Genomic DNA, 23470 nt, shown 5'->3' on the forward strand with positions numbered 1-23470 from the left:
GACTGTTTCCAGTCCAGCGGGTTTCTTTTTGGCTGAAGACTTACTGTGCAGCCGCTTGCGCTTCCATCTTCTGGCGAAGGCTCAGCGGACGCATGTCGGTCCAGACTTCGTCGATGTAGGCCAGGCATTCCTTCTTCAGGCCGCTCTTGCCCACGGTGCGCCAGCCTTCCGGGATGGCCTTGTAATCCGGCCAGATCGAGTACTGCTCTTCGTGGTTGACCACGACCTGAAAGAGGATGTCCTCGCGGTCGAATACTGACGTCATGCTGTGTCTCCATCGTTGTAGGGGTGGGCTGCACGACGGGTGCAGCCGGGTATGTAGAAGGAACGTTCGGCGCGGCGAAAAATTTACAGGGCGGCGGTCGCGGCGCTCAGAGCACGGCCGAAGATTTCGGCGACGCGGTCGATTTCGGCGGCGGTGATCACCAGCGGCGGCAGGAAGCGCACTACCGCACCATGACGCCCGCCCAGCTCCAGAATCAGCCCGCGCTTGAGGCATTCACGCTGCACCAGCGGCGCCAGACGTGCGAAGGCCGGTGGGTGGCCCAGTGCATCCGGTGCACCGTCCGGATCCACCAGCTCGACACCGAGCATCAGGCCACGACCGCGAATGTCGCCCAGTTGCGGGAAATCACGCTGCAGAATATGCAGATGCTCGCTCAGGCGTTCGCCCATGGCGGCGGCGTGTTCGCAGACCTTGTGCTCGACCAGATAACGCATCACCGCAGAACCGGCAGCCATCGCCATCTGATTGCCACGGAAGGTGCCGGCGTGGGCACCCGGCTGCCAGGTGTCGAGCCAGTCGCGATAGACCACCACCGCCAGCGGCAGGCTGCCACCGATGGCTTTGGACAACACCACCACGTCCGGGGTGATGCCGGCGTGCTCGAAGGCGAACATCTTGCCGGTGCGGGCGAAACCGCTCTGGATCTCGTCGACGATCAGCGCGACGCCGGCCTTTTCGGTGATGCGACGCAGACCGCGCAGCCACTCGATGTCCGCCGGGATCACCCCGCCCTCACCCTGCACCGCCTCGACGATCACCGCCGCCGGCAGTTGCACGCCAGCCTCCGGGTCATTGAGCAGGTTTTCCAGGTAACTCAGGTTGGCCTTCACGCCCGCCGCGCCACCGAGGCCGAACGGGCAACGGTAGTCATACGGGAACGGCATGAACTGCACGCCGTTGCTGAGCAGCGCGCCCAGCGGTTTCTTCGGCCCCAGGCTGCCCATCAGGCTCAACGCGCCCTGGCTCATGCCGTGGTAACCGCCGGAGAACGACAGCACGGTGCTGCGGCCAGTGGCGGTACGCACCAGTTTCAGCGCGGCTTCCACGGCGTCGGTGCCGGTCGGGCCGCAGAACTGGATTTTCGCTTCCTTGGCCAATGCTGGCGGCAGCAACCCGAACAGATCCTGAACGAATTGGTCCTTCACCGGCGTGGTCAGGTCGAGGGTGTGCAGCGGCAACTCATCGGCCAGCACTTGCTGGATGGCCTCGATCACCACCGGGTGGTTGTGCCCCAGCGCCAGGGTGCCGGCACCGGCCAGGCAATCGATGAAGGTGCGGCCTTCAACGTCCTCGACATACAGACCCTTGGCACGCTTCAGCGCCAGGGGAATGCGCCGCGGGTAGCTGCGGGCATTGGATTCCTGCTGGCTCTGACGGGCCAGCAGCGGCGATTCATTGAACTGATACAGCGTTTCCGCCGGCGCGGAGGCGATCCGGGCCGACGACTCTTCGATAAGGCTGGTGGCGACTGACATCTCTCGACCCCTCAATTCGCTATGGATAGTGACCAAAACTGCACACCGCACAGGTGCGCGTTCCGGTCCCGGGGCGCACATGCAGGTTTTCCTGTTCTGGAAACGCACCAGCACGTCGAGGATTTACACCCTTGAGCGAGTTGTCATGCCGACAGCGGCAGCGACTTGTGCATCGGCAGGCTGCGCATGCCGTGGCGAATGAGCGGCGGCGCCGATTCGCGATAACCCAGACGCCGATAAAAGGCTTCACCGGTGCGGGTGCTGGTGAGCACGGAACGGGCGCTGCCACGAGTCAGCAGCCAGCCTTCAAGGTCAGTCATCAGCGCCCGGCCGACGCCCCGGCGAAACCATTCCGGCTGCACATGACACAGCGTGATATCGCCATTGGCCAGCGCCATGCCGACACCCACCGGACGGTCCTGCAATAGCGCAATGTTCAGGTAACGCTGTGGGTCGGCCAGCCAGGCGCTGATGTGTTCCGTCGATTGCTGACGAATCCAGACGTCTACGAGGTGTGGATCGTTACGATGATCGAGTGCACAGCCGACGCGGATCGAACGCTCGACGATGCGGCTGATGATGCCGGTATCGGCCGCAGTGGCCGGACAAATATAGATGGATGCATCCATGGCGCTGTTTCCCTCAATCCATTGAGTCAAAGGCTGCGGCGACAATAGCGGCGCGCCCGGCTAATGACCAATGGAGAGAGGTTACATTTGATGTGCCGGACTCAGGCCGGTTGCAGCGGCATGGTCAGTTCGACCCGCAAGCCATCCGGGCGACTGTCGAAATGCAGGGTACAGGCACAGCGCTGGACAATTGCCTGGACTATCGCCAGCCCGAGCCCGCAGCCGGTGCTCTGGCCGTTGCGCCAGAAGCGTTGGGTCAGGTGTTGCAGATCGTCCGGTGCAATCCCCGGCCCATGATCGCGAACGACGAAACGCACGCGGTTGCCGATGGTTTCCACACTCAGTTCCACGGCACCTTCCGTCGGGGTATGGCGCAGGGCGTTATCGAGCAGATTGCGCAAGGCCGCAATCGACAACACCGCCGGCATTTGCAGCGGTGCGCTGGACAGTTTTTCAGGCAGGTGCATTTTGATCCGCTGCCGCTCGTCGCTGGCGGAGTCCTGAATCGCCAGTCTCGCTACTTGCTCGGCGCTGCACTGCACGCCATCGTCGAACGACAGGCTGCCCTCGACCCGGGCCAGCAACAGCAATTGTTCCAGGGTGCGGTGCAGGCGATCGGCGCCCTCCTCGGCCCGGGCCAGGGACTGATCGCGGGCGCTGCCGTCGGTCATGCGCGCCACTTGCAGGTGGGTCTTGATCGCCGTCAGCGGGCTGCGCAGTTCATGGGCCGCGTCACCGGTCAGGCGACGTTCGCGCTCGATGGTCTTGCCGATGCGCTGGAACAGCTGGTTCTGGGTTTCCAGCAGCGGTTTCAGTTCGCTGGGGAATGACTGCAACTGCAACGGTTCGAGGGAGTCGGCGTTGCGGCGCATCAAGGCTTCGCGCAAGCGATTGAGCGGCGCCAGCCCCTGACCGATCCCCAGCCACAGCAGGCACAGGCAGCCGAGCAGTGCCACGCCCACCGGCACCGAGGCCGCCAGCAGGATCGACATGTTCAGGGCTTCGCGCTCGATCACCCGGTCGGCGGTAGTGATCCGCACATCGCCCCGGGCCAGGGTGAACGTGCGCCAGGGCGCGCCGTCGATCATTTGATCGTGGAAGCCCATTTTCTGCGCTTCCAGTGCCTGTTCCGGATTGTTGTGGCTGCGGGCGAGAATCTCGCCACGCAACGAACTGACCTGACAGGCCATGCCGCCGGGAATGTTCAGTTGTTCGGCACTGAAATGGGTGCCCTCGCCCTTGCTCGGGATCGCCGGCAATTGCTCCAGCAACCCGGCGACCATCCGCGCCGACGCCACCAGCCGCTGGTCGAGGGAAAACATCATCTGATTGCGCAGGTCGCTGAGCATCCAGGCGGCCGCCAGGGCCCAGATCAGCGCGAACGCGGCGCCGAGGGTCAGGCTCAGACGCAGGCGCAGACTCATCACTTGTCAGGTTCTCCACCATCGGCCGGGCCCAGGCGATAACCGAGACCACGCACGGTTTCGACGATGCCTTTGCCCAGTTTGCTGCGCAGGTGATGGATGTGCACGTTGAGGGCGTTGCTCTCCAGTTCATCGCTGAAACCGTAGACGCTGTCCTTCAATTGCTCGGTGGACAGCACCCGGCCACGGTTGTGCAGCAGGGCTTGCAGCAGGGACTGTTCGCGGCGGGACAGGTCCACCGAACGGCCGGCCAGCGTGGTTTCACGGCTGCTCGGGTCGTAGGTCAGCGCGCCGTGTTCGATCAGGTTGACGCTGCGCCCGGCCACCCGACGCAACAGGGTTTGCAGACGGGCGAACAGTTCACGCAAATCGAAAGGCTTGAGCAGGTAATCGTCGGCGCCGGACTGCAAGCCGTCGACCCGGTCGGTCACCGAATCCCGCGCGGTGAGGATCAGTACGGGAATTTCCAGACCTTGCTGGCGCAGTTGCTGCAGCAGTTTGAGGCCGTCCTCATCCGGCAAACCGAGGTCGAGCACCATCACGTCGAATTCGGCGACCTTGAGGATCGCCCGGGCCTTGGAGGCAGTGTTGACGTGTTCGACCGTCAAGCCCTGGGCCGTCAGCCCGGCGACGATGCCGCTGGCGATCAACTCATCGTCTTCGCAAACCAGTACGTGCATGGTGAGTCCCGTAGAAAAATGCCGATTAGGCGGTTGGCCGATTAAGTCGACATTATGCCCCCAACGTCATAGCGACAAGGGAGCCGCACTCAATCTTCGTCTGCACTACATACATACCGCACTTGGGGAATACAGCTCGATAGTCTGGATCGGCAAGTCATATTCCAATCCACTTGAAACAGGTATTCACAATGTACTCTCATGCCAGCACCCTATCGTTCCTGTTCAACCTGCGGAACACCTTGAGCAACTACGTGACCCGAGTTGATGATCAGGCAAAAGAAGCAATCACCCGAGGGATGGCGCTGTACAACCTCGGCGAGTTCAACCAGGCAAAACCCTTTCTCACCATCGGCGCAATCGGGGGCGATCGACTCTCGCAATACGCGATGGGCGAGATAGAAAGGCGCGAAACAAGCAGCGATCCTGAAGAGAAAAAACGATGGTATCAACTCGCTGCAGCCCAGAATCACGTTTACGCTCTGCTGCGACTGGCGGACGTCGAGTCACTGAAAAAAGCCAAAGAACTGGCCCAGGCAGAGGCTGACAAAGGCAACGCCGAAGCCATGCTCCAGTTGTACGAAATTGATCACGATGTAAAAACATTGAAGAAAGCCGCCGACGCAGGTTCCATGGAGGCTACTTACATCCTTGCAGTCAAATACGACACGGATCCAGCCGTGATTCCCGACGCGACAACACGCAGGACAACCGTTGATCTACTGTTGAAAACCGCATCCGATGCCGGCTTTTCCAAAGCGATTCACTGGTATGCGAACCGGCCTTCCGTCAGTCGGAATCTTCCAGTCAGGCGTCAATTGATGGAGAAGCGTGCAGCAATGAGTGACGTCAATGGGGTTCTGGAATTCGGTTACGCCCTGGGGGGTATCTACACCAATGACGACGGGATCGATACCGAATACGGCACCACGCAAGACCTGGTCAAAGGTTATGGGCTGATCTGGCTGGTCATCGAAAGCACACGCGAATTTCGACGCCACTCCGAAGCAAGAAGAAGCCTTGAAGTTATCGCCGAGAGTATGACGCCAGCGCAAATTACCGCCGCTAAGGGCTTCGCAAGACAATGGGAGGCATCCCATCCTCCGATGTCGGAGTTCAGACTGACCTACAGCGACGTTATCTGATCCGATCACGTGCCGATCGCAGTAACAACATTGTGATCGGCACTGAGCCTGTTCCAGGTTCAATGTACGATGAGCAGGCACAAACGCGGTTAATCATCGGTTAATCGCCACCACCCATCGTGTTCATCACTTGCACAGGGACAAGGCTCCACCATGCGTCATATTTTTTTATTGTTTGCACTGTTGATTTCGGGTCTGGCCCAGGCAGGGAACGACCCTTTTGCGACAAAACCGGAATTTCTCCCGGTCGACAAGGCCTTCGTCCTGACCTCCGAACGTCTGGATTCTGGCGAAACCCAACTGTTCTGGCAGATCACCGACGGTTACTACCTGTATCAGAAACGCCTGAAATTCGATGGATTGGCGGCGGAGAACGCCCCGACTCTGCCCGAAGGCGAATCCCACAGCGACGAGTACTTCGGCGAACAGACGGTCTATCGCCAGGGTCTTGAACTGAAAATCCCGGCGGCAGCCAAAGGCCAGATCAAGGTCAGTTATCAGGGCTGCGCCGACGCCGGCCTGTGTTATCCGCCGCAGACCCGGGTGATCGATCTCGGTGGCAAAGCGGCCGCTGCGGCGACGGATGAGGCGCAGGATCAAGCGTTGGCCAGCGGCCTGCAACAGCACTCGCTGGGCTGGAGCCTGCTGGTGTTCTTCGGGCTCGGCCTGTTGCTGGCCTTTGCGCCATGTTCGTTGCCAATGCTGCCGATTCTGGCGGGCATGGTGGTCGGCAGCGGTGCCACGCCGCGTCGCGGTTTCGCCCTGGCCAGCAGCTATGTGATTTGTATGGCGCTGGTTTATGCGGCAATGGGCGTGATCGCCGCGCTGCTGGGAGCAAACCTTCAGGCCTGGTTGCAAAACCCATGGTTGCTCGGGACGTTCGCGGCGGTGTTCGTGATTCTGGCGCTGCCGATGTTCGGCTTCTTTGAACTGCAATTGCCGGTGGCCGTGCGTGATCGGCTGGAGCACGCCTCGCGCAGTCGCAGCGGCGGCAGTCTGGTCGGTGCGGGTGTACTGGGTGCGTTGTCCGGTCTGCTCGTCGGCCCGTGCATGACCGCACCGCTGGCCGGTGCCCTGCTCTACATCGCGCAGAGCGGCAATGCCCTGCACGGCGGCTTGATCCTGTTTGCCCTGGGCATCGGCATCGGCATCCCGCTGTTGGTGCTGGTGACGGTCGGCAATCGCTTCCTGCCGAAACCCGGCGCGTGGATGAACCTGCTCAAGGGCGTCTTCGGCTTCCTGTTCCTCGGCACGGCGGTGTTGATGCTGCGTCCGGTGCTGGACTCGTCGCTGTGGCTCGCGCTGTGCGGCGCGCTGCTGCTGATCGCGGCCTATAGTGCCTGGAAACAGTCCGAAGGCTTCGGCCGGGTGGCCCAGTTGTTCGGAGCCAGCTCGCTGTTGCTGGGACTGTGGGGCAGTTTGCTGGTGGTGGGTGCAGCGGGTGGCAGCGATGATCCGTTTCAACCTTTGCAGGTGTATAGCGTCGGACGCACCGGCACGGCGGCACCGAACGGTCATGAAGCGTTCATTACGATCAAGGACCCAGCGGCCCTGCAACGCGAACTCGACACCGCCAAGGCTCAGGGCCAATGGGTACTGCTCGATTATTACGCCGACTGGTGCACATCGTGCAAAGTCATGGAGAAAAAGGTGTTTGGCCAGGCACGGGTGATGCAGGCCCTGAGCGATGTACGTTTGCTGCGTCTCGACGTCACCGATGACAATGCCGCCAGCCGCGAGCTGCTCGGCCGCTACAAGGTGCCGGGGCCACCGAGTTTTGTGTGGATCGGCACCGACGGTGAAGAGCGCCGCAGCCAGCGCATCACCGGCGAGGTCGATGCCGACACCTTCCTGCAACGCTGGACCACCACCCGAGACGCCCGTTAATGCTGACCTTCACCCTCGGCACCTTTGCCATTGCGCTCAATCACCTGCTGCTGATCAGCGCCCTGGCGCTGGCGACTTTCGTCGGCTGGCGGGTGGCCAAACGCGGTGGCGATAACCCCGAGTCGGCGCTGTTCAGCCTGTTCTTGCTGGGCATGCTCGCGGCGCGCATCGCGTTTGTCGCCGTGTACTGGGGTCACTATCGCAACGATCCGTGGCAGATCATCGACCTGCGCGATGGCGGCTTTCTCGCCTGGCCGGGGGTGATCGTGCTGTTGCTGGCGGCGTTGTATCGCGGCTGGCGCCGGCCGGGTTTGCGTCGACCGCTGGGTTTCGGTGTGGCCAGCGGTGTGGCGTTCTGGGTGCTGGCGACCCTGTCGCTGAACATCTATGAACAAGGCACGCGCCTGCCGGACATCACCCTGCGCAACGCCGCCGGGGAAACCGTGAAACTCGCCGACTATCAGGGTGGCCCGCTGGTGATCAACCTGTGGGCCACCTGGTGCCCGCCATGCCGCCGGGAAATGCCCGTATTGGAAAACGCCCAGCAGCAACGCCCGGACCTGACGTTCCTGTTCGTCAACCAGGCCGAAAGCATGCAAAGCGTCGCGACCTTCCTCGAAACCCAGGGCCTGAGCCTGAACAACGTACTGTTCGACCGCAGCGGTCATCTGGGTCAGGCCGTGGGTTCCATGGCCTTGCCGACTACGCTGTTCTATAGCCCCGACGGTCAATTGCTGGCCAGCCATCTGGGCGAGTTGTCGAACGCCAGCCTGGCCCGGGCTCTGGAAAACTTCGACATCCCCAATCCGACTACAAACGCCGCACCGGCCACCTCTGCAAGGAAACTGCCATGCCCCGCCTCCGCCACCTGCTGACGCTGTCTCTGGGCGCCGCCCTGCTGCACTTGCCGTCGGTGCAGGCCGCTGAAGAATTGCCTGACGCGATCAAGAAGATCGAAGCCAAGGGCGCCAAAATTGTCGGCCAGTTCGACGCGCCCGACGGATTGCGTGGTTACGCCGCGCAATACCAGAACCGTGGCATGGCGCTGTACCTGACGCCGGACGGCAAGCATGTACTGCTGGGCAATCTGTACGACGCCGACGGCAACGACCTGAGCAGCGCACCGCTGCAAAAACTGGTGTACGCGCCGATGGCCAAGGAAGTCTGGGCCAAGTTCGAGGCGAGCAACTGGATTCAGGACGGCAAAAAGGACGCACCGCGCACGGTGTACCTGTTCAGCGACCCGAACTGCCAGTACTGCAACATGTTCTGGGAACAGGCCCGCCCTTGGGTCAAGGCAGGCAAAGTGCAGTTGCGGCACATCATGGTCGGCATCATCCGCGAAGACAGCCCGGCCAAATCCGCTGCGCTGCTGGCGGCAAAGGACCCGGCCAAGGCCCTGGACGATCACGAAAAGGCCGGCAAGGCCAGCACGCTCAAGGCCATGAAGGATATTCCGGCCGCCGTGCAGACCAAACTCGCAGCGAACATGCAGTTGATGGAGGATCTGGAATTGCAGGCGACCCCGGCGATCTTCTACATGGACGACAAGGGTGAACTGCAACAACAGCAAGGCGCGCCGACGCCGGACAAACTGGCGAAGATTCTCGGGCCGATGTAACGCTTGGTTTGCAGGCGCCTGAACGGGCGCCTGCTCGCGAAGAGAGATTCGCTCTAGCGGTTGTGCTCGTTCAGAAAAGTAAACAACACCTCCGTCACAAACCCGGGATTCTCCAGATTGGAGATATGCCCCGCTTCCGGCACCAGCACACACGGGCAGCCGATCAGTTCGGCCATTTCCTGTGCTTCCGACGGTGGCCGGGGTTTGTCCTGATCGCCGCAGACCACCAAGGTCGTTGCTGCATTCAGTTCGCCCAGACGCTGCAGCAGATCGTCCCGGCCAAAGGTGATACGCCCCATCGGCACGATGCTTTGACGCAAGCGCTCGGCGGAATAGCCGGCGAGTTTTGCACGGAAATCCTGATAGAGCGCCGACTCGCGGTCGATGCCTGGACGGAAGAAGATTGGCACCACGATATCCAGCAGTTGCTCGGAGATCTCTCCGCTTTCTTCGATTTGTTTGAACAGCGAGAAGTAATACTGGCGGGTCGGTTCCGGCTCTACACCGACATAGGTGTCCATCAGCGCCAGACCGTTGAGCCGCTGCGGTGCCGACAGCGCCAGGCGCACGCCCCACATGCCGCCGACCGACAACCCGACCAGCGTTACCCGGTCGATCTCCAGATGATCGAGCAAGGCCAGTGCCTGACGGGCGATGTCATCCAGTGATGTGGTGTTTTCAGGCAAGCGCCCGGATTCACCATGGCCCCAGAGGTCCAGCGCAATCACCCGATAGTGCGGCGACAACGCGGCAATCTGCGGTGCCCACATGGCCTGGTCCCACAGGTAACTGCCGGCCAGCAGCACCGCCGGGCCTGTGCCTTGATCAATGTAATGAAGCGCCTGTCCGTCAACCTCGAAGAAAGCCATCGATTCACCTGCACGGTAAAAAAGAGAACCGGCAGACTGAGCTGCCGGTTCTTGATCGTCAACCCTGGAAATGTACGCGAATGTACAGGTTGAATGGTGTTGAACACGCAGGCGCTGAAGACTACAAACCCTCCAGCTCCGCCATCAGATCATTCAACCGATCCACCTTCTCCTCGGTAATGTCACTGGCGGCCAGCCCTTCGATGTATTCGGCCAGTTCCTCCACCGTGCTGCACTCGAACATGGCCCGTAGCGGCACATCCCGTTGCAGGGCTTTCTGCACCCGCGAGGCGATCTGCGTGGCGAGCAGCGAATGGCCGCCGAGTTCGAAGAAGTTGTCGCGTACCCCGACCTTCTCGACCTTCAACACCTCGGCCCAGATATCGGCCAGGGTCTGCTCGAGTTCGCTGCGCGGCGCCAGGTAATCCTGGCTCTGCAACTGGCCGATCTCCAGCGCCGGCAGGGCCTTGCGGTCGAGTTTGCCGTTGGCGTTGAGCGGCAACCGGTCGAGCCACAACCAGTGCAGCGGCACCATGTATTCCGGCAGTTCGGCGCGCAGGCGCTGCTTGATTCGTTCCAGTCGTTCGCTTGGGTTCAGTGCCGTATCGGCGGCCACAAGGTAGCCGACCAGATGCTTGCCATTCACGCCTTCCTGCACACCCACCGCGCCATCGCGGACTTCCGGCTGTTCATGCAGACGCGCTTCGATTTCACCCAGCTCGATCCGGTAACCGCGAATCTTCACCTGATGATCGACCCGGCCGACGTATTCCAGCACGCCGTCACTGCGGCGGCGCGCCAGGTCACCGGTGCGATACAGACGCTCGCCCGGCGCGCCGAACGGGTTCGGTACGAACACCGGCGCGGTGCGCAGCGGATCGCTGACATAACCGCGACCGACACCGGTGCCCGCCACGCACAACTCGCCCACCGCACCCAGCGGCACCAGATCCAGCGCGCCATCGAGCAGGTACAACAAGTTGTTGTCGGTCGGCGTACCGATCGGCAGATAACTGCCGCGAGTCGAGGCCATATCGACGCGGAAGAACGCCACGTCATCCGAACACTCCGCCGGGCCATAGGCGTTGACCAGACCGATCTCCGGATAACGCAGCAGCCATTGGTGCGCCAGTTCCGGCGGCATTGCTTCACCGGTCGGCAGCATCCAACGCAGACCATCGAGGCTCAGGCGATCCGAAGCGAGCATGCCCTGAATCAGCGACGGTACGCTTTCCAGCACGGTGATGCCCTGCTGTTGCACATGCACCAGCAAACCTTGTGGATCGTGGGCGATGGTGTTCGGCACGATGTCCACCCGCGCACCGAACAACGGCGCAGCGAGGAACTGCCAGACCGAAATGTCGAAGCTTTGCGAAGCGGTCTGGGCGATCACATCGGCGTCACTCAGGTTCAGGTACGGCACCTTGCTCAGCTGGTTGTTGAGCATGCCGCGCTGTTCGACCATCACGCCTTTCGGCAACCCGGTGGAGCCCGAGGTGTAAATCACGTAGGCCAGGTTGTCCGGGCCGCTGAAGATGCCCGGATTCGCCGACGACACCGCGCCCGCCTGCACCTCTTCCCACACCAGCAGGCGTGGGCGGTTGGCGCAGCTGAACTCATCCAGCAAGGTCTTCGCCTGCTCACGGCAAGCCTCGGTGCACACCAGTACCGGCGTGCGACTGAGCTCGATGATGCGTTGCAGACGCTGGCTCGGCAGGCCCGGATCCAGCGGCAGGTAACCGGCACCGGCCTTGAAGCTGCCGATGATCATGCCTAGCAGATCCAGATTGCGCTCGCCCAGCAGCGCTACCGGTTGATCCATCTGCACACCGGCCGCGACCAGTGCGTGGCCGAGACGGTTGGCGTTCTGGTTCAGCTCGGCATAGCTCAGTTGCTGATCGAGACAACTGGCGGCGATGCGTTGCGGATGTTGCGCGACCTGCGCTTCAAACAGTTCGACGTAGCTCTGTTCCAGCGGATAGTCGTGCTCACTCTGGTTGCAGCCGTGGAGCAGGAAATCCTGTTCCTCATGGCCCAGCAGCGGCAGGTCGGCCATGTCGCCATGGAAACCGTCGACCAGCGCCAGCAGCAGACGCTTGAACTCGCCGAGCATGCGCTCGATGGTCGACTCGTCGAAATAACGCTGGTCGTAGGACAGGTGCAGACCGAGGTCGTCGCCCGGGTAGCAAACAGCAGTCAGCGGGAAGTTGGTGTGAGTACGGCCCGAATCCGAGGTCGCGTTGAGGCTCTGTGCACGGTCCAGCACCGAGACTTCCACCGGGGCGTTTTCGAACACGAACAGGCTGTCGAACAGCGGCTGGCCTTTCGGCAGTTCGCTCTGCTCCTGGATGTTCACCAGCGGCAGGTATTCGTACTCGCGCAGCTGCATGTTGCTGTCGAGCAGACCGCTCAGCCACTGACGCACACTGGCGCGCTGATCGTCCGCCGGGATCTGCACCCGCAGCGCGATGCTGTTGATGAACAGGCCGACGGTGCGTTGCATCTCCGGCATCTCCACCGGGCGCCCGGCCACGGTCACGCCGAACAGCACGTCGCGATCACCGCTCAGGCGCCGCAGCACCAGTGCCCACGCCGCCTGGGCGAAGGTGTTGATGGTCAGTTGATGGGCCTGGGCCAGCTCACGCAGACGGGCGCCGTCCTCGACATTGAGTCGGGTGTAGCGGTCGCCGACGATCATGCCGCCGCTTTCACCGGCATGTTCACGCAGGAACGGCCGGTCGCTCGGGATCGGCGTGGTGCGCTCGAAGCCTTGCAGGTTCTGCTGCCACCACTGACGCGCCTCGGCCAGGCTCTGGCGTTGCAGCCAGCCGATGTAATCGCGGTAGCGCGGTGGCACTGCCAATTGCGCTTCGCGACCTTCGCCAAGGGCGGTGTAGATCTCGAAGAAATCGTTCATCAGCAGCGAACGACACCAGGCATCGATCAGGATGTGGTGGTTGCTCATCATGAACCAGTAACGCGCCGCGCCGACCTTGATCAGGCGCAGGTGGAACGGTGCCTGATTGAGCAGATCGAAACCGGCCTCGCGCTCGGCCTTGAGCAGCGCTTGCAGTTTCGGCTCCTGCTCGGAGTCAGCGATGGCGCTCCAGTCCAGATACTCGATGGGTGTACGACCCGGGGTGTGGATCACTTGCAGCATGTCTTCGCCGACGTTCCAGCAGAACGACGCACGCAGTGCTTCGTGACGGGCGACCACCGCTTGCCACGCCTGGGCAAAACGCTCGGGGTCAAGTTCGCTGTTGATGCGGTAGCGATCCTGCATGTAGTACAGACCGGTGCCCGGCTCGAGCAAGGTGTGCAGCAGCATGCCTTCCTGCATCGGCGTCAGCGGGTACACGTCTTCGATGTGCGCCGCCGGCACCGGCAGTGCGTCGAGTTGCGCCTGGGTCAGTTTCGCCAGCGGGAAGTCCGACGGCGTCAGGCCACCGGCCTCGTCTTGCAGGCAATGTTCGATCAGGCTCTGCAGCTCGCCGACATAGGCATCGGCCAAGTCGTTGATGGTCTGCGCATCGTAGCGTTCGGCGCTGAAGGTCCAGCGCAGCAGCAATTCCCCGCCGTACACCTGACTGTCGACGCTCAACTCGTTCGGCAACGGTGCGTGCGGATCGTGGGCCGCGCCGACCGACTCATCCAGCGGACGGAACAGCGCATCACTGCCGAAGCTCTGGTCGAACTGGCCGAGGTAGTTGAAGGTGATTGGCGCGTTCGGCAATGCCGCAATGCTTGCACGACTGGCGTCATCGGCCAGATAACGCAGCACGCCATAACCGAGGCCCTTGTGCGGAACGGCACGCAGTTGTTCCTTGATCGCCTTGATCGAAGCGCCCTGCCCTGCGGCTTCTTCGATGTTGTGCGGAGTCAGACGCAGCGGATAGGCGCTGGTGAACCAGCCAACGGTGCGGGTCAGGTCGATCTCGTCGAACAGGGTTTCGCGGCCGTGGCCTTCCAGTTGAATCAGCGCCGATGGCTGGCCGCTCCAGCGGCACAGCACGCGGGCCAGCGCGGTCAGCAACAGGTCGTTGACCTGCGTGCGATAGGCGCTCGGTGCCTGTTGCAGCAGTTGTTTGGTTTTTTCTGCGTCCAGACGCACGCTGACGGTTTGCGCGTGACGATTCTCGCGACCACCATCAGGACGTTCGCACGGCAACTCGGCGTTCGGGCCGGCCAGTTGCGCTTGCCACCAGCTCAGTTCTTCACGCAGGGATTCGCTGCCGGCGTAGGCCTGCAAACGCGCCGCCCAGTCCTTGAAGGCGCTGGTTTTCGCCGGCAGTTTCACTGACTGATCGGCGTCGAGCTGGCGATACACGGTTTGCAGATCATCGAGCAGAACGCGCCACGACACACCGTCGACCACCAGGTGATGAATCGCGATGAACAGCCGTTGCTGACCGTCCGGCCCATCGACCAGCACCGCACGCAGCAGCGGGCCTTGGGCAAGGTCGAGACTGCGCTGGGCGTCGGCGAACAGAGCCGCGCATTTGTCCATCGACGGCACGCGAACCTGCCACAGCACGGCAGCATCGGTGACCGGTTGATGGGTCGCCTGCCATACGCCGTTGGCATCGGTGAAGCGCAGGCGCAAGGCGTCATGCTGCTCGATCACGGCCAGCAACGCCTGTTCCAGACGATGCGGTTCAAGCACAACAGTCGGTTCCAGCAGCAATGCCTGGTTCCAGTGCTGACGCTCGGGAATCTCGGTGTCGAAGAACCAGTGCTGGATCGGCGTCAGACGCGATTCGCCATTCACCAGACCTTGCTCGGCGGTCACGGTTTCACTGCGACTGGCAACAGCGGCCAGGGACTGCACGGTCTGGTGCTGGAACAGGTCACGAGGGCTGAAATGAATGCCCTGCTGCCGTGCCCGGCTGACCACTTGAATCGACAGGATCGAGTCGCCGCCCAGTTCAAAGAAGTTGTCGTTGAGACCGACCTGCTCAACGTTGAGCACCTCGCACCAGATCTGCGCCAGGGTCTGCTCCAGCTCGTTACTTGGGGCTACGTAATCCTGACGATTGAGCTCCGGATCCGGTGCCGGCAAGGCGCGACGGTCGAGCTTGCCGTTGGCGGTCAGCGGCATGCTCGCCAGCAGGATCAAATGCGTCGGCACCATGTAGTCCGGCAGTTGCGTCTTCAGGTGCGCTTTCAGGGCTTCACGCAGTGCAGCCTGCTCGGCTTCGCTTCGCGAAGCGACCTCGGTCACGAGATAGCCGACCAGTTGCTTGCCGTTCGGCGCATCCAGCGCCAGCACCACGGCTTCGCGGATCGAGTCGTGATCGAGCAGGCGGGTTTCGATCTCGCCCAGCTCGATACGGAAACCACGGATCTTCACCTGATGGTCAATCCGACCCAGATACTCCACCAGACCGTCGGCGCGCTGGCGCACCAGGTCACCGGTGCGGTACATGCGCCCGCCATCGGCGGCAAACGGGTCAGCGACAAAACGCTCGGCGCTGATGCCGGCGCGGTCGTGATAACCCTGGGCCAGGCCGGCGCCGCCGACGAACAATTCACCGGTCGCGCCTTGCGGCACCAGCGCCAGGTCGGCGTCGAGAATGTAGGCTACGCGATCACCGATCACGCTGCCGATCGGCACGCTGCCGGCGCCCTCTTCCAACACTTCAGGCGCCAGACTGGCCAGCGGCATGACCACGGTTTCGGTCGGGCCGTAGGCGTTGAAGAACAGGCTCGGCTTGAACGCTGCGCGAATCCGTTGCAGGTGTTCGCCGGTCAGCGCTTCGCCGCCGGTGATGATCATGCGCACTGGCAGGATGTCGTTTTGCGTGGCGAGGAACTGCGCCAACTGGCTGCCGTAGCTCGGGGTGAAACCGAGAATATTGATCCGATGTTCGCGGATCAGGCCGCAGATTTCTTCCGCGTCCCACTGACCTTGCGCACGCAGCACCACCTGCGCGCCGCTGAGCAGCGGCACCAACAGGCGCTCGGTGGCGGCGTCGAAGTTGATTGAATAGAAATGCAGCTCGCAGTCGTCCGGGCGCATGCCAAAGCGCTCGATCACCGCCTGGCAGTGCATGGCGATTTCACCGTGGGACACCACCACGCCTTTCGGCTTGCCGGTGGAACCCGAGGTGTAGATCAGGTACGCCTGATGTTGCGGCAGGCTGATGAAAGGAAGTTCGGTAGCCGGGTAATCGGCCAGCGCGGCGCTGTCGTCTTCCAGGCACCAGCGCTCTACGTTCGACGGCAATTCGCCGAGGGCTTTGAACATCGCGCGGTCGCTGAGCAGCAGGCCGACGCGGCTGTCTTCGATCATGTAATGCAGGCGGTCGAGCGGGTACTCCGGGTCCAGCGGCACATAGGCGCCGCCGGCCTTGAGGATCGCCAGCAGGCCAACGACCATTTCCAGCGAACGCTCCAGCGCCAGGCCGACCCGCACTTGCGGACCGACACCGCGCTCGCGCAGCGCCCAGGCCAGACGATTGGCACGGGCGTCGAGTTCGGCGTAGCTCAGGGTCTGCCCGGCGAAGGTCAGGGCCGGTGCGTCCTTGCGCGCCAGCGCCTGTTCGGCGAACAGGTGATGGATGCACTGGTCGAGACGACGCTCGCCCGGCTCGACGCCAAGGCTGTCGAGCAATTGTTGTTGCTCCGGGGCGTCGAGCAGCGGCAGTTCGCTGAGGCGTTGCTGCGGGTCGGCGATCAATGCTTCCAGCAGATTGCGCCAGTGCCTGGCCATGCGCGCAATCGTCGGCTCATCGAACAGGTCGGTGCTGTACGTCAGGCAGCAACCGAGGCGATGATCGAGGTCGGTGACTTCCAGGTTGAGGTCGAATTTGGTCGCCCGCGCATCATTGGCCAGATACTCGACAGTCATCCCGGCGAGCATGCGGCTCTGCTGGAATTCCCAGCGCTGCACGTTGCACATCACCTGGAACAGCGGGTTGTACGCGGCGCTGCGCGGCGGCTGCAACGCTTCAACCAGATGGTCGAACGGCAGGTCCTGATGAGACTGCCCTTCGATCACGGTGTGACGCACTTGCTCGAACAACTCGCGGACCGACATCTGGCCGTCGAGCTGGCAACGCAGCACTTGAGTGTTAAGGAATGCACCGATCAGCCCTTCGCTTTCCGGACGGATCCGGTTGGCCACCGGCGCGCCGATGCGCAGATCGGTCTGGCCGCTGTAGCGGTAAAGCAAGGTCGCGAGTGCGGCGGTCATGGTCATGAACAGGGTCAGACCGTTCTGCGCGTTGAACGCCCGGATCCGTGCGGCGAGATCGTCGCTCAGGTCGAAACGGAACAGTTCGCCCTGGTGGCTTTGCACCGGTGGACGCGGACGGTCGCCCGGCAATTCCAGCAGCGGATGTTCGCGCCCCAGTTGCGCGGTCCAGTAGTCGAGCTGACGCTGACGCTCGCCGGATTCCAGCCAGTTGCGCTGCCACACGCTGTAGTCGAGGTACTGCACCGGCAGCGGTTCCAGCGGCGAATCGCGGTCATCGACAAACGCTTCGTACAGCGCGCTGAGTTCCCGGGCGAAGATGTCCATCGCCCAGCCTTCGGTGACGATGTGGTGCAGGGTCAGGACGAAGTAATGCTCGTGCTCGGCAGTCTTGACCAGGCAGGCGCGCAGCAGCGGGCCGGTTTCCAGATCGAACGGCAGGTGCGCTTCGTCGTCGGCCAGTTGCTGGACTTTCTGCTCGCGCACGTCGGCGGCGAATTTCGAGAAATCCTTCCAGTCCATGCGCATGCCGGTCTCGGCATGCACCTGCTGGCGGGCCACGCCGTCGATGCTCGGGAACGTGGTGCGCAGGGTTTCGTGGCGCAGGATCAGCGCTTGCAGCGCCGACTCGAAACGCCCGACATCCAGCACGCCACGCAGGCGCGCCATGCCGCCAACGTTGTACGCCGGGCTGTCGGGCTCCATCTGCCAGAGGAACCACATACGCTGCTGGGAATAGGACAGCGGCACCGGTTTGCTGCGGTCGACCTTGTCGATCGGTGGCTGTTTGTTGGTGCGGCCGCTGGCCTGGATCTGGCGGATTTGCTCGGCGAAATCACCCAGTTCGCTGTGTTCGAACAAGGCACGCAGCGGCAGTTCGACGTCGCAGGCCTGACGGGTGCGGGAGATGATTTGGGTGGCCAGCAGCGAGTGACCGCCGAGGGCGAAGAAGTCGTCGCGCAGGCCGACTTGTTTCAGGCCCAGCACTTCACGCCAGATCGCGGCGATCTGTTGTTCCAGCTCGGAGACCGGTTCGACGTGTTCGCGCACCTGCCATTGCGGCTCGGGCAAGGCGCGGCGGTCGAGTTTGCCGCTCGGACTCAGGGGCATGGCGTCGAGGCGCATCAATTGCGCAGGGACCATGTATTCAGGCAGCTCGGTGGCCAGTGCGTTTTTCAGGCGAGCGGTTTGCGCGTCCTGATCTTCCTTGGTGTCGGTGGCGGTGAAGTAGCCGATCAGTTGCGGGCCAGCGACGGTTTCACGCACCAGCACGGCGGCCTGGGCCACACCAACCTGGGCCAGCAGACGCGCTTCGATCTCTTCCGGCTCGACGCGGAAGCCGCGCAGTTTGACCTGCTGATCGAGACGGCCGAGGTATTCGATCACACCGTCGTTGGTCCAGCGCGCGCGGTCACCGGTACGGTACAGACGCGCACCCTGCTCGCCCAGCGGATCGACCACGAAACGTTCGGCGGTCAGCGCCGGGCGGCCGAGATAACCTCGGGCCAGGCCAATGCCGCTGATGCACAGCTCACCCGGCACACCGGCCGGCACTGGATTGAGATCACTGTCGAGCACGCGGCAGACCACGTTGCCCAGCGGACGGCCAATCGGCGAGCGCTCGCCATCGGCCACGGTGCAATGCCAGTGGGTTACGTTAATCGCGGTTTCGGTCGGGCCGTAACGGTTGTGCAGTTGCACCGCCGGCAGTTGCGCCAGTACGCGATTGCGCAGTTCCGCCGGCAGCGCTTCACCACCGGAGAATACGCGACGCAGGCTGGTGCATTCGGCGCTCAAAGGCTCGTCGATGAACAGCGAAAGCAGCGGCGGTACGAAGTGCAGCGTGGTCACGCCATATTCTTGAACAAGCTGCGCGATGCGATGCGGATCGCGGTGTTCACCGGGGCCGGCGATCAGCAGGCGCGCGCCGGTGATCAGCGGCCAGAAGCATTCCCACACCGACACGTCGAAACTGATCGGCGCCTTTTGCATCAGCACGTCGGTGTCGTTCAGGCGATAGGTGTTCTGCATCCATTGCAGGCGCTCGGCCAGCGCCGCGTGCGTGTTGCCCACGCCTTTCGGCTGGCCGGTGGAACCGGAGGTGTAAATCACATAGGCGAGGTTGTCGCCGTGCAGGTGCAGGCCCGGTGCCTGGCTCGGCCAGTTTTCCAGGTGCAGGGTGTCCATGGCAATGACACTGACGCCTTCGCTGGCCGGCAAGCGGTCGAGCAATGCGGTCTGGGTCAGCAGCAGTTCGACACCGCTGTCGCTGAGCATGTAGGCCAGACGCTCGGCCGGGTAATCCGGGTCCAGCGGCACGTAGGCGCCGCCAGCCTTGATGATCGCCAGCAAGCCGATCAACAGTTGCGGTGAACGCTCGGCGGCGATGGCCACGCACACGTCCGGGCCGACACCTTTGTCGCGCAAGTAATGGGCGAGACGGTTGGCCTGGGCGTGCAGTTCAGCGAAGTCGAGACGGCCGCCGTCCCATACCAGCGCGGTGCGATCAGGCGTCTGTCGTGCTTGTTCATTCAGCAATTCCGGCAACCATTGCTGAGCCGGGGTGCACGGGGTGATGCTCCACGCGTTTTGCTGAGTGTGTTCGGTGGCCGTCAGCAGTGGCAGGTCACCGATGGCCTGTTCCGGACGTTCGCAGACAGCACGCAACAGGTTGCTGAAATGCTCGGCCAGACGCTCGATGGTCGCGGCGTCGAACAACTCATCGGCGTAGTCGAAGGACAGCGTCAGACGACCATTACGGTCTTCTTCGCTGTGCAGCTGCAGATCGAACTTGGCCTCGCGGCTGTGCCACGGCAGTTCTTCGGCGAGCAGGCCCGGCAGGCGCTTGAGCGCACTCAGATCGCGTTGCTGGTGGTTGAACATGACCTGGAACAGACCTTGTTCGCGGGCCTGCGGGAAGGCTTCGAGCAGTTGTTCGAACGGCAGATCCTGATTCGCCTGGGCACCGAGCGCCGCCTGACGGGTTTGCGCCAGCAGTTCAGTGAAAGGCAGACGCGAATTGACGTCTGCGTGCAGCACCTGGGTGTTGATGAAGAAGCCGATCAGACCCTGGGTTTCCAGACGCGGGCGGTTGGCGTTGGGCACGCCGATGCGGATGTCACGCTGGCCGCTGTAGCGATGCAACAGGCTCTGGAACGCCGAGAGCAGCAGCATGAATGGCGTGGACTGATGGGCTTGAGCGGTCTGGCGGATGGCGTCGCTGAGGCTGATTCCCAGTCGAACGCTGTGACGTGCGGCGCTGTGCTTTTGCTTGGTCGAGCGCGGATGGTCGGTCGCCAGCTCCAGCGTCGGATGCTCATCACCCAATTGCGCTTTCCAGTACGCCAGTTGCCGCTCGCCCTCTCCTTGCGCCAGCCACTGGCGCTGCCAGCTTCCGTAGTCGGCGTATTGGGTGGGCAGTGGCGCGAGTTCGGCGCGCTGGCCTTGGGAAGCGGCGGCGTACAGGCGCGAGAACTCGTCGATCAATACGCTCAGCGACCAGCCGTCGGCGATGATGTGGTGCAGGGTCACCAGCAACTGGTGATCTTCGTCGTCGAGGCGAACCAGCGTCACCCACAGCAGCGGGCCTTTCTCCAGATCGAACTGGGTGCGGGCTTCGTCTTCGCGGATCTGTTGTGCACGGGCTTCACGTTCGGCGACGGGCAGGTCGCTGATGTCGATCAGTTGCAGGTTGAATTCACCCGCCGCTTCGACCTGTTGCAGGGCCACGCCGTCGCGTTCGAAGAAGCGCGTGCGCAGGGATTCGTGGCGTTCGATCAGTTGTTGGAAACTGGTGCGCAGGGCGTCTTCGTCCAGTTCGCCGCGCAGACGCAAAGCGCCGGGAATGTTGTAGGCGCTGCTGTGCGGGTCGAGTTGCCAGGTGATCCACAGGCGGTTTTGTGCCAGGGATTGCGGCAATGCTTCGGTGCGCGACAACGCGGTGATTTCGCCCTGGGCGCTGCCGCCGTCCTGTTGCTGTTGTGCCACGGCGGCGGCGAATGCGGACAGGGTCGGCGCTTCGAACAGCAGACGCAGGTTCAGCTCGAGGCTCAGTTCTTCGCGGACCTTGGCGATCACTTGGGCGGCGGCAATCGAGTTGCCGCCGAGCAGGAAGAAGTGATCGTCGGCGTTGACCTGTTTGACGTTGAGTTGCTCGGCCCAGATCTTGCCGATCAGCGCTTCCAGTTCAGAGGCGGACGCGGTCGAATCCTGAGCGGTTTCAACCGTGGTCATCGGGAACACCGCGTAGCTGTCGAGACTGCCGTCGGCCAGGCGATTGCGGCAGGCCGAACGTTGCAACTTGCCGCTGGAAGTTTTCGGCAACGCGCCCGGATTGAGCAGCACCACCACGCTCGGCGCTTCCTGATAGGCCTCGGCCACAGCCTGACGGATGGCTTTGATCAGCGCTTCGGGCGGCAGAATCTTCTGCACGCTGCGGCTTATTTCCGCCGCGATGCCGATGCCTTCTTCGCCGTTCTGATTGACCGCGAATGCAGCAACGCGCCCCTTGCGCACCACCTCCACTTCGTTCTCGACTGTTTTCTCGATGTCCTGCGGATAGAGGTTGTGACCGCGCACGATCAGCATGTCTTTCAGGCGACCGGTGATGAACAGTTCGCCGTCGCGGATGAAGCCCAAGTCACCGGTGCGCAGCCAGGTCTGGCCAGCGTGCTGGACGAAAGTCTTGGCAGTCGCCTCGGGATTGCGCCAGTAGCCGTGGGCGATGCTCGGACCTGTTGCCCAGACTTCGCCGACGGCGTTGTCGGCCAGTTCTTCGAGGCTGCCCGGCTCGACGATCAGTACCGCATGATCGGGCTGGCTGATGCCGCAGCTCATGATCGGGCTGCCCTCGCCCGCTTCGGCACGGTTCTGGGCCAGGGCCAGATCATCCACACGTAGCGCCGGAATGCCGGTGCCGCGCGGTGTGCCGGCGACGAACAGGGTCGCTTCCGCCAGACCGTAGGACGCCATGAAACTGCTTTCGCTGAAACCGCACGGGGTGAATTTTTCGGCGAAGCGTTCGAGGGTGTCGAGACGGATAGGCTCGGAGCCGGAATAGGCCACGCGCCAGCGGCTCAGGTCGAGACGTTCCAGCGCCGATTCACTGACCCGCTCGCTGCACAGTCGATAGGCAAAATCCGGCCCGCCGCTGATGGTGCCGCCGTATTGGCTGATCGCTTCGAGCCAGCGCAATGGCCGGCCGAGGAAGTATGCCGGCGACATCAGGATGCACGGCACGCCGCTGAAGATCGGTTGCAGCAGACCGCCGATCAGACCCATGTCGTGGTACAGCGGCAGCCAGCTGACGATCACGTCGTCCGGGTTCACGTCGATACCGAAGCCGTGGCGGATCAACAGTTCGTTGGCCACCAGGTTGCCGTGGCTGACCTGCACGCCTTTGGGCAGCGCCGTCGAACCGGAGGTGTATTGCAGGAAAGCGATGTGGTCTTGCGGCAAGGTCGGTTCGACCCAGCGCTCGGCCAGCGCATTGTCGAGGGTGTCGACGCACAACAGCGGCGGTGCGCCTTCGATTTGCTGTAAGGCGTCACGTAGATCGGCGCTGGTCAGCAACAGGCGCGGTTCGGCGTCGGCAATGATCGACAGCAGGCGCTCCTGATGGTGACGTTTGGCCGATTCCGGCGGATAGGCCGGCACCGCAATCACGCCCGCGTACAGGCAACCGAAGAACGCCGCGACGTAATCCGGGCCACTCGGGAACAGCAATACCGCGCGCTCACCGAATCCAGCCTCGGCCTGCAACGCAGCAGCGATGGTGCGGGCGCGCTGATCGAGTTCGCGATAACTGAGCACCACAGCCTGCTCCTCGGTTTCGGCGAGAAAGCGCAAGGCCAGCCGATCCGGCGTCAGGGCCGCGCGGTGCTGGAGGGCTTGGACCAGGGTGCTGGGGAGTTCGAACGCGTCGGTCATGAGGTTTCCTGCCTGAATTCGGCTTGCTGGTGGAATCGGGTTGGCTGCGGCACGCCCATGAGAGGCATGCGGGACACGGTCTTCGCCGACCGTGCAAGGCATTGGAATGCGGTAGGTTCTGGGCTGCGTACCCGGATCCATTCACCAATGAGAACGGATGACGTCTTGAAATAATTAGTCGGCAGGCTGGATCGCCAATGGGGCTGGGCGCATGGACGAGTGCGGCGGCGTGTCGCAGTTCTCAGATCGCACCGTTATGGATCATTAGTTCTCTTTCTCAATTGACAATCATTATCATTCAACATAATTTGTCGCTCGATGTGTAGGACGG

11 protein-coding genes are annotated in these 23470 nt (G+C 62.7%); 4 read left to right on the forward strand and 7 right to left on the reverse strand.

Annotated elements, in window-relative coordinates:
- Positions 1–40: 40 nt before the first annotated feature.
- From M5B98_RS20385 to M5B98_RS20405, 5 genes are all read right to left on the reverse strand, one after another.
- A complete protein-coding gene (locus M5B98_RS20385) occupies positions 41–265 on the reverse strand; it encodes an MbtH family protein (protein WP_248743779.1) in 225 nt (74 codons plus the stop codon).
- 83 nt (positions 266–348) lie between these two features.
- Positions 349–1761 carry an aspartate aminotransferase family protein gene (locus M5B98_RS20390; RefSeq protein ID WP_248743780.1) on the reverse strand — a complete coding sequence of 471 codons (1413 nt, stop codon included), beginning with the start codon at positions 1759–1761 and terminating at the stop codon, positions 349–351.
- A 143-nt stretch (positions 1762–1904) separates the two neighbouring features.
- Positions 1905–2390: a GNAT family N-acetyltransferase gene (locus M5B98_RS20395; RefSeq protein WP_248743781.1), complete on the reverse strand. Its 486-nt coding sequence runs from the start codon at positions 2388–2390 to the stop codon at positions 1905–1907.
- Between the two features lie 101 nt (positions 2391–2491).
- A complete protein-coding gene (locus tag M5B98_RS20400) occupies positions 2492–3814 on the reverse strand; it encodes an ATP-binding protein (RefSeq protein ID WP_248743782.1) in 1323 nt (440 codons plus the stop codon).
- The gene (locus M5B98_RS20405) at positions 3814–4494 is read right to left on the reverse strand and encodes a response regulator (RefSeq protein WP_114884486.1); all 681 of its coding nucleotides are present in this window, start codon (positions 4492–4494) and stop codon (positions 3814–3816) included. Before M5B98_RS20405 ends, M5B98_RS20400 begins: the two co-directional genes overlap by 1 nt.
- A 191-nt stretch (positions 4495–4685) precedes the next feature.
- Between M5B98_RS20405 and M5B98_RS20410 the strand changes: the two genes are divergently transcribed.
- From M5B98_RS20410 to dsbG, 4 genes are all read left to right on the forward strand, one after another.
- On the forward strand, positions 4686–5639 hold the full coding sequence (locus M5B98_RS20410; protein WP_248743783.1) for a tetratricopeptide repeat protein: 954 nt from the start codon (positions 4686–4688) through the stop codon (positions 5637–5639).
- A 153-nt stretch (positions 5640–5792) separates the two neighbouring features.
- Positions 5793–7526, forward strand: a complete 1734-nt coding sequence (gene dsbD / locus M5B98_RS20415; protein WP_248743784.1) for a protein-disulfide reductase DsbD — start codon at positions 5793–5795, stop codon at positions 7524–7526.
- On the forward strand, positions 7526–8401 hold the full coding sequence (locus tag M5B98_RS20420; protein ID WP_248743785.1) for a TlpA disulfide reductase family protein: 876 nt from the start codon (positions 7526–7528) through the stop codon (positions 8399–8401). The genes dsbD and M5B98_RS20420 overlap by 1 nt, the downstream gene beginning before the upstream one ends.
- Positions 8377–9147: a thiol:disulfide interchange protein DsbG gene (gene dsbG, locus M5B98_RS20425; protein ID WP_248740231.1), complete on the forward strand. Its 771-nt coding sequence runs from the start codon at positions 8377–8379 to the stop codon at positions 9145–9147. The genes M5B98_RS20420 and dsbG overlap by 25 nt, the downstream gene beginning before the upstream one ends.
- A 53-nt stretch (positions 9148–9200) precedes the next feature.
- Here the strand turns inward: dsbG and M5B98_RS20430 are convergent, their stop codons facing one another.
- Together M5B98_RS20430 and M5B98_RS20435 are read right to left on the reverse strand one after the other, a co-directional pair.
- On the reverse strand, positions 9201–10016 hold the full coding sequence (locus tag M5B98_RS20430) for an alpha/beta fold hydrolase (RefSeq protein ID WP_248743786.1): 816 nt from the start codon (positions 10014–10016) through the stop codon (positions 9201–9203).
- Between the two features lie 121 nt (positions 10017–10137).
- Positions 10138–23139, reverse strand: a complete 13002-nt coding sequence (locus M5B98_RS20435; RefSeq protein ID WP_248743787.1) for a non-ribosomal peptide synthetase — start codon at positions 23137–23139, stop codon at positions 10138–10140.
- Positions 23140–23470 lie beyond the last annotated feature (331 nt).

Origin of the sequence: Pseudomonas sp. MWU12-3088 (genome assembly GCF_023242405.1) — a bacterium.
Lineage (GTDB): Bacteria > Pseudomonadota > Gammaproteobacteria > Pseudomonadales > Pseudomonadaceae > Aquipseudomonas > Aquipseudomonas kribbensis.

Bases quoted from the DNA above. Each gene is read 5' to 3' on its own strand.
- M5B98_RS20405 (WP_114884486.1), bottom strand. From the start codon at position 4,494: ATGCACGTACTGGTTTGCGAAGACGATGAGTTGATCGCCAGCGGCATC.
- M5B98_RS20395 (WP_248743781.1), bottom strand. From the start codon at position 2,390: ATGGATGCATCCATCTATATTTGTCCGGCCACTGCGGCCGATACCGGC.
- dsbG (WP_248740231.1), top strand. From the start codon at position 8,377: ATGCCCCGCCTCCGCCACCTGCTGACGCTGTCTCTGGGCGCCGCCCTG.
- M5B98_RS20420 (WP_248743785.1), top strand. From the start codon at position 7,526: ATGCTGACCTTCACCCTCGGCACCTTTGCCATTGCGCTCAATCACCTG.
- M5B98_RS20430 (WP_248743786.1), bottom strand. From the start codon at position 10,016: ATGGCTTTCTTCGAGGTTGACGGACAGGCGCTTCATTACATTGATCAA.
- dsbD (WP_248743784.1), top strand. From the start codon at position 5,793: ATGCGTCATATTTTTTTATTGTTTGCACTGTTGATTTCGGGTCTGGCC.
- M5B98_RS20410 (WP_248743783.1), top strand. From the start codon at position 4,686: ATGTACTCTCATGCCAGCACCCTATCGTTCCTGTTCAACCTGCGGAAC.
- M5B98_RS20435 (WP_248743787.1), bottom strand. From the start codon at position 23,139: ATGACCGACGCGTTCGAACTCCCCAGCACCCTGGTCCAAGCCCTCCAG.
- M5B98_RS20390 (WP_248743780.1), bottom strand. From the start codon at position 1,761: ATGTCAGTCGCCACCAGCCTTATCGAAGAGTCGTCGGCCCGGATCGCC.
- M5B98_RS20400 (WP_248743782.1), bottom strand. From the start codon at position 3,814: ATGAGTCTGCGCCTGCGTCTGAGCCTGACCCTCGGCGCCGCGTTCGCG.
- M5B98_RS20385 (WP_248743779.1), bottom strand. From the start codon at position 265: ATGACGTCAGTATTCGACCGCGAGGACATCCTCTTTCAGGTCGTGGTC.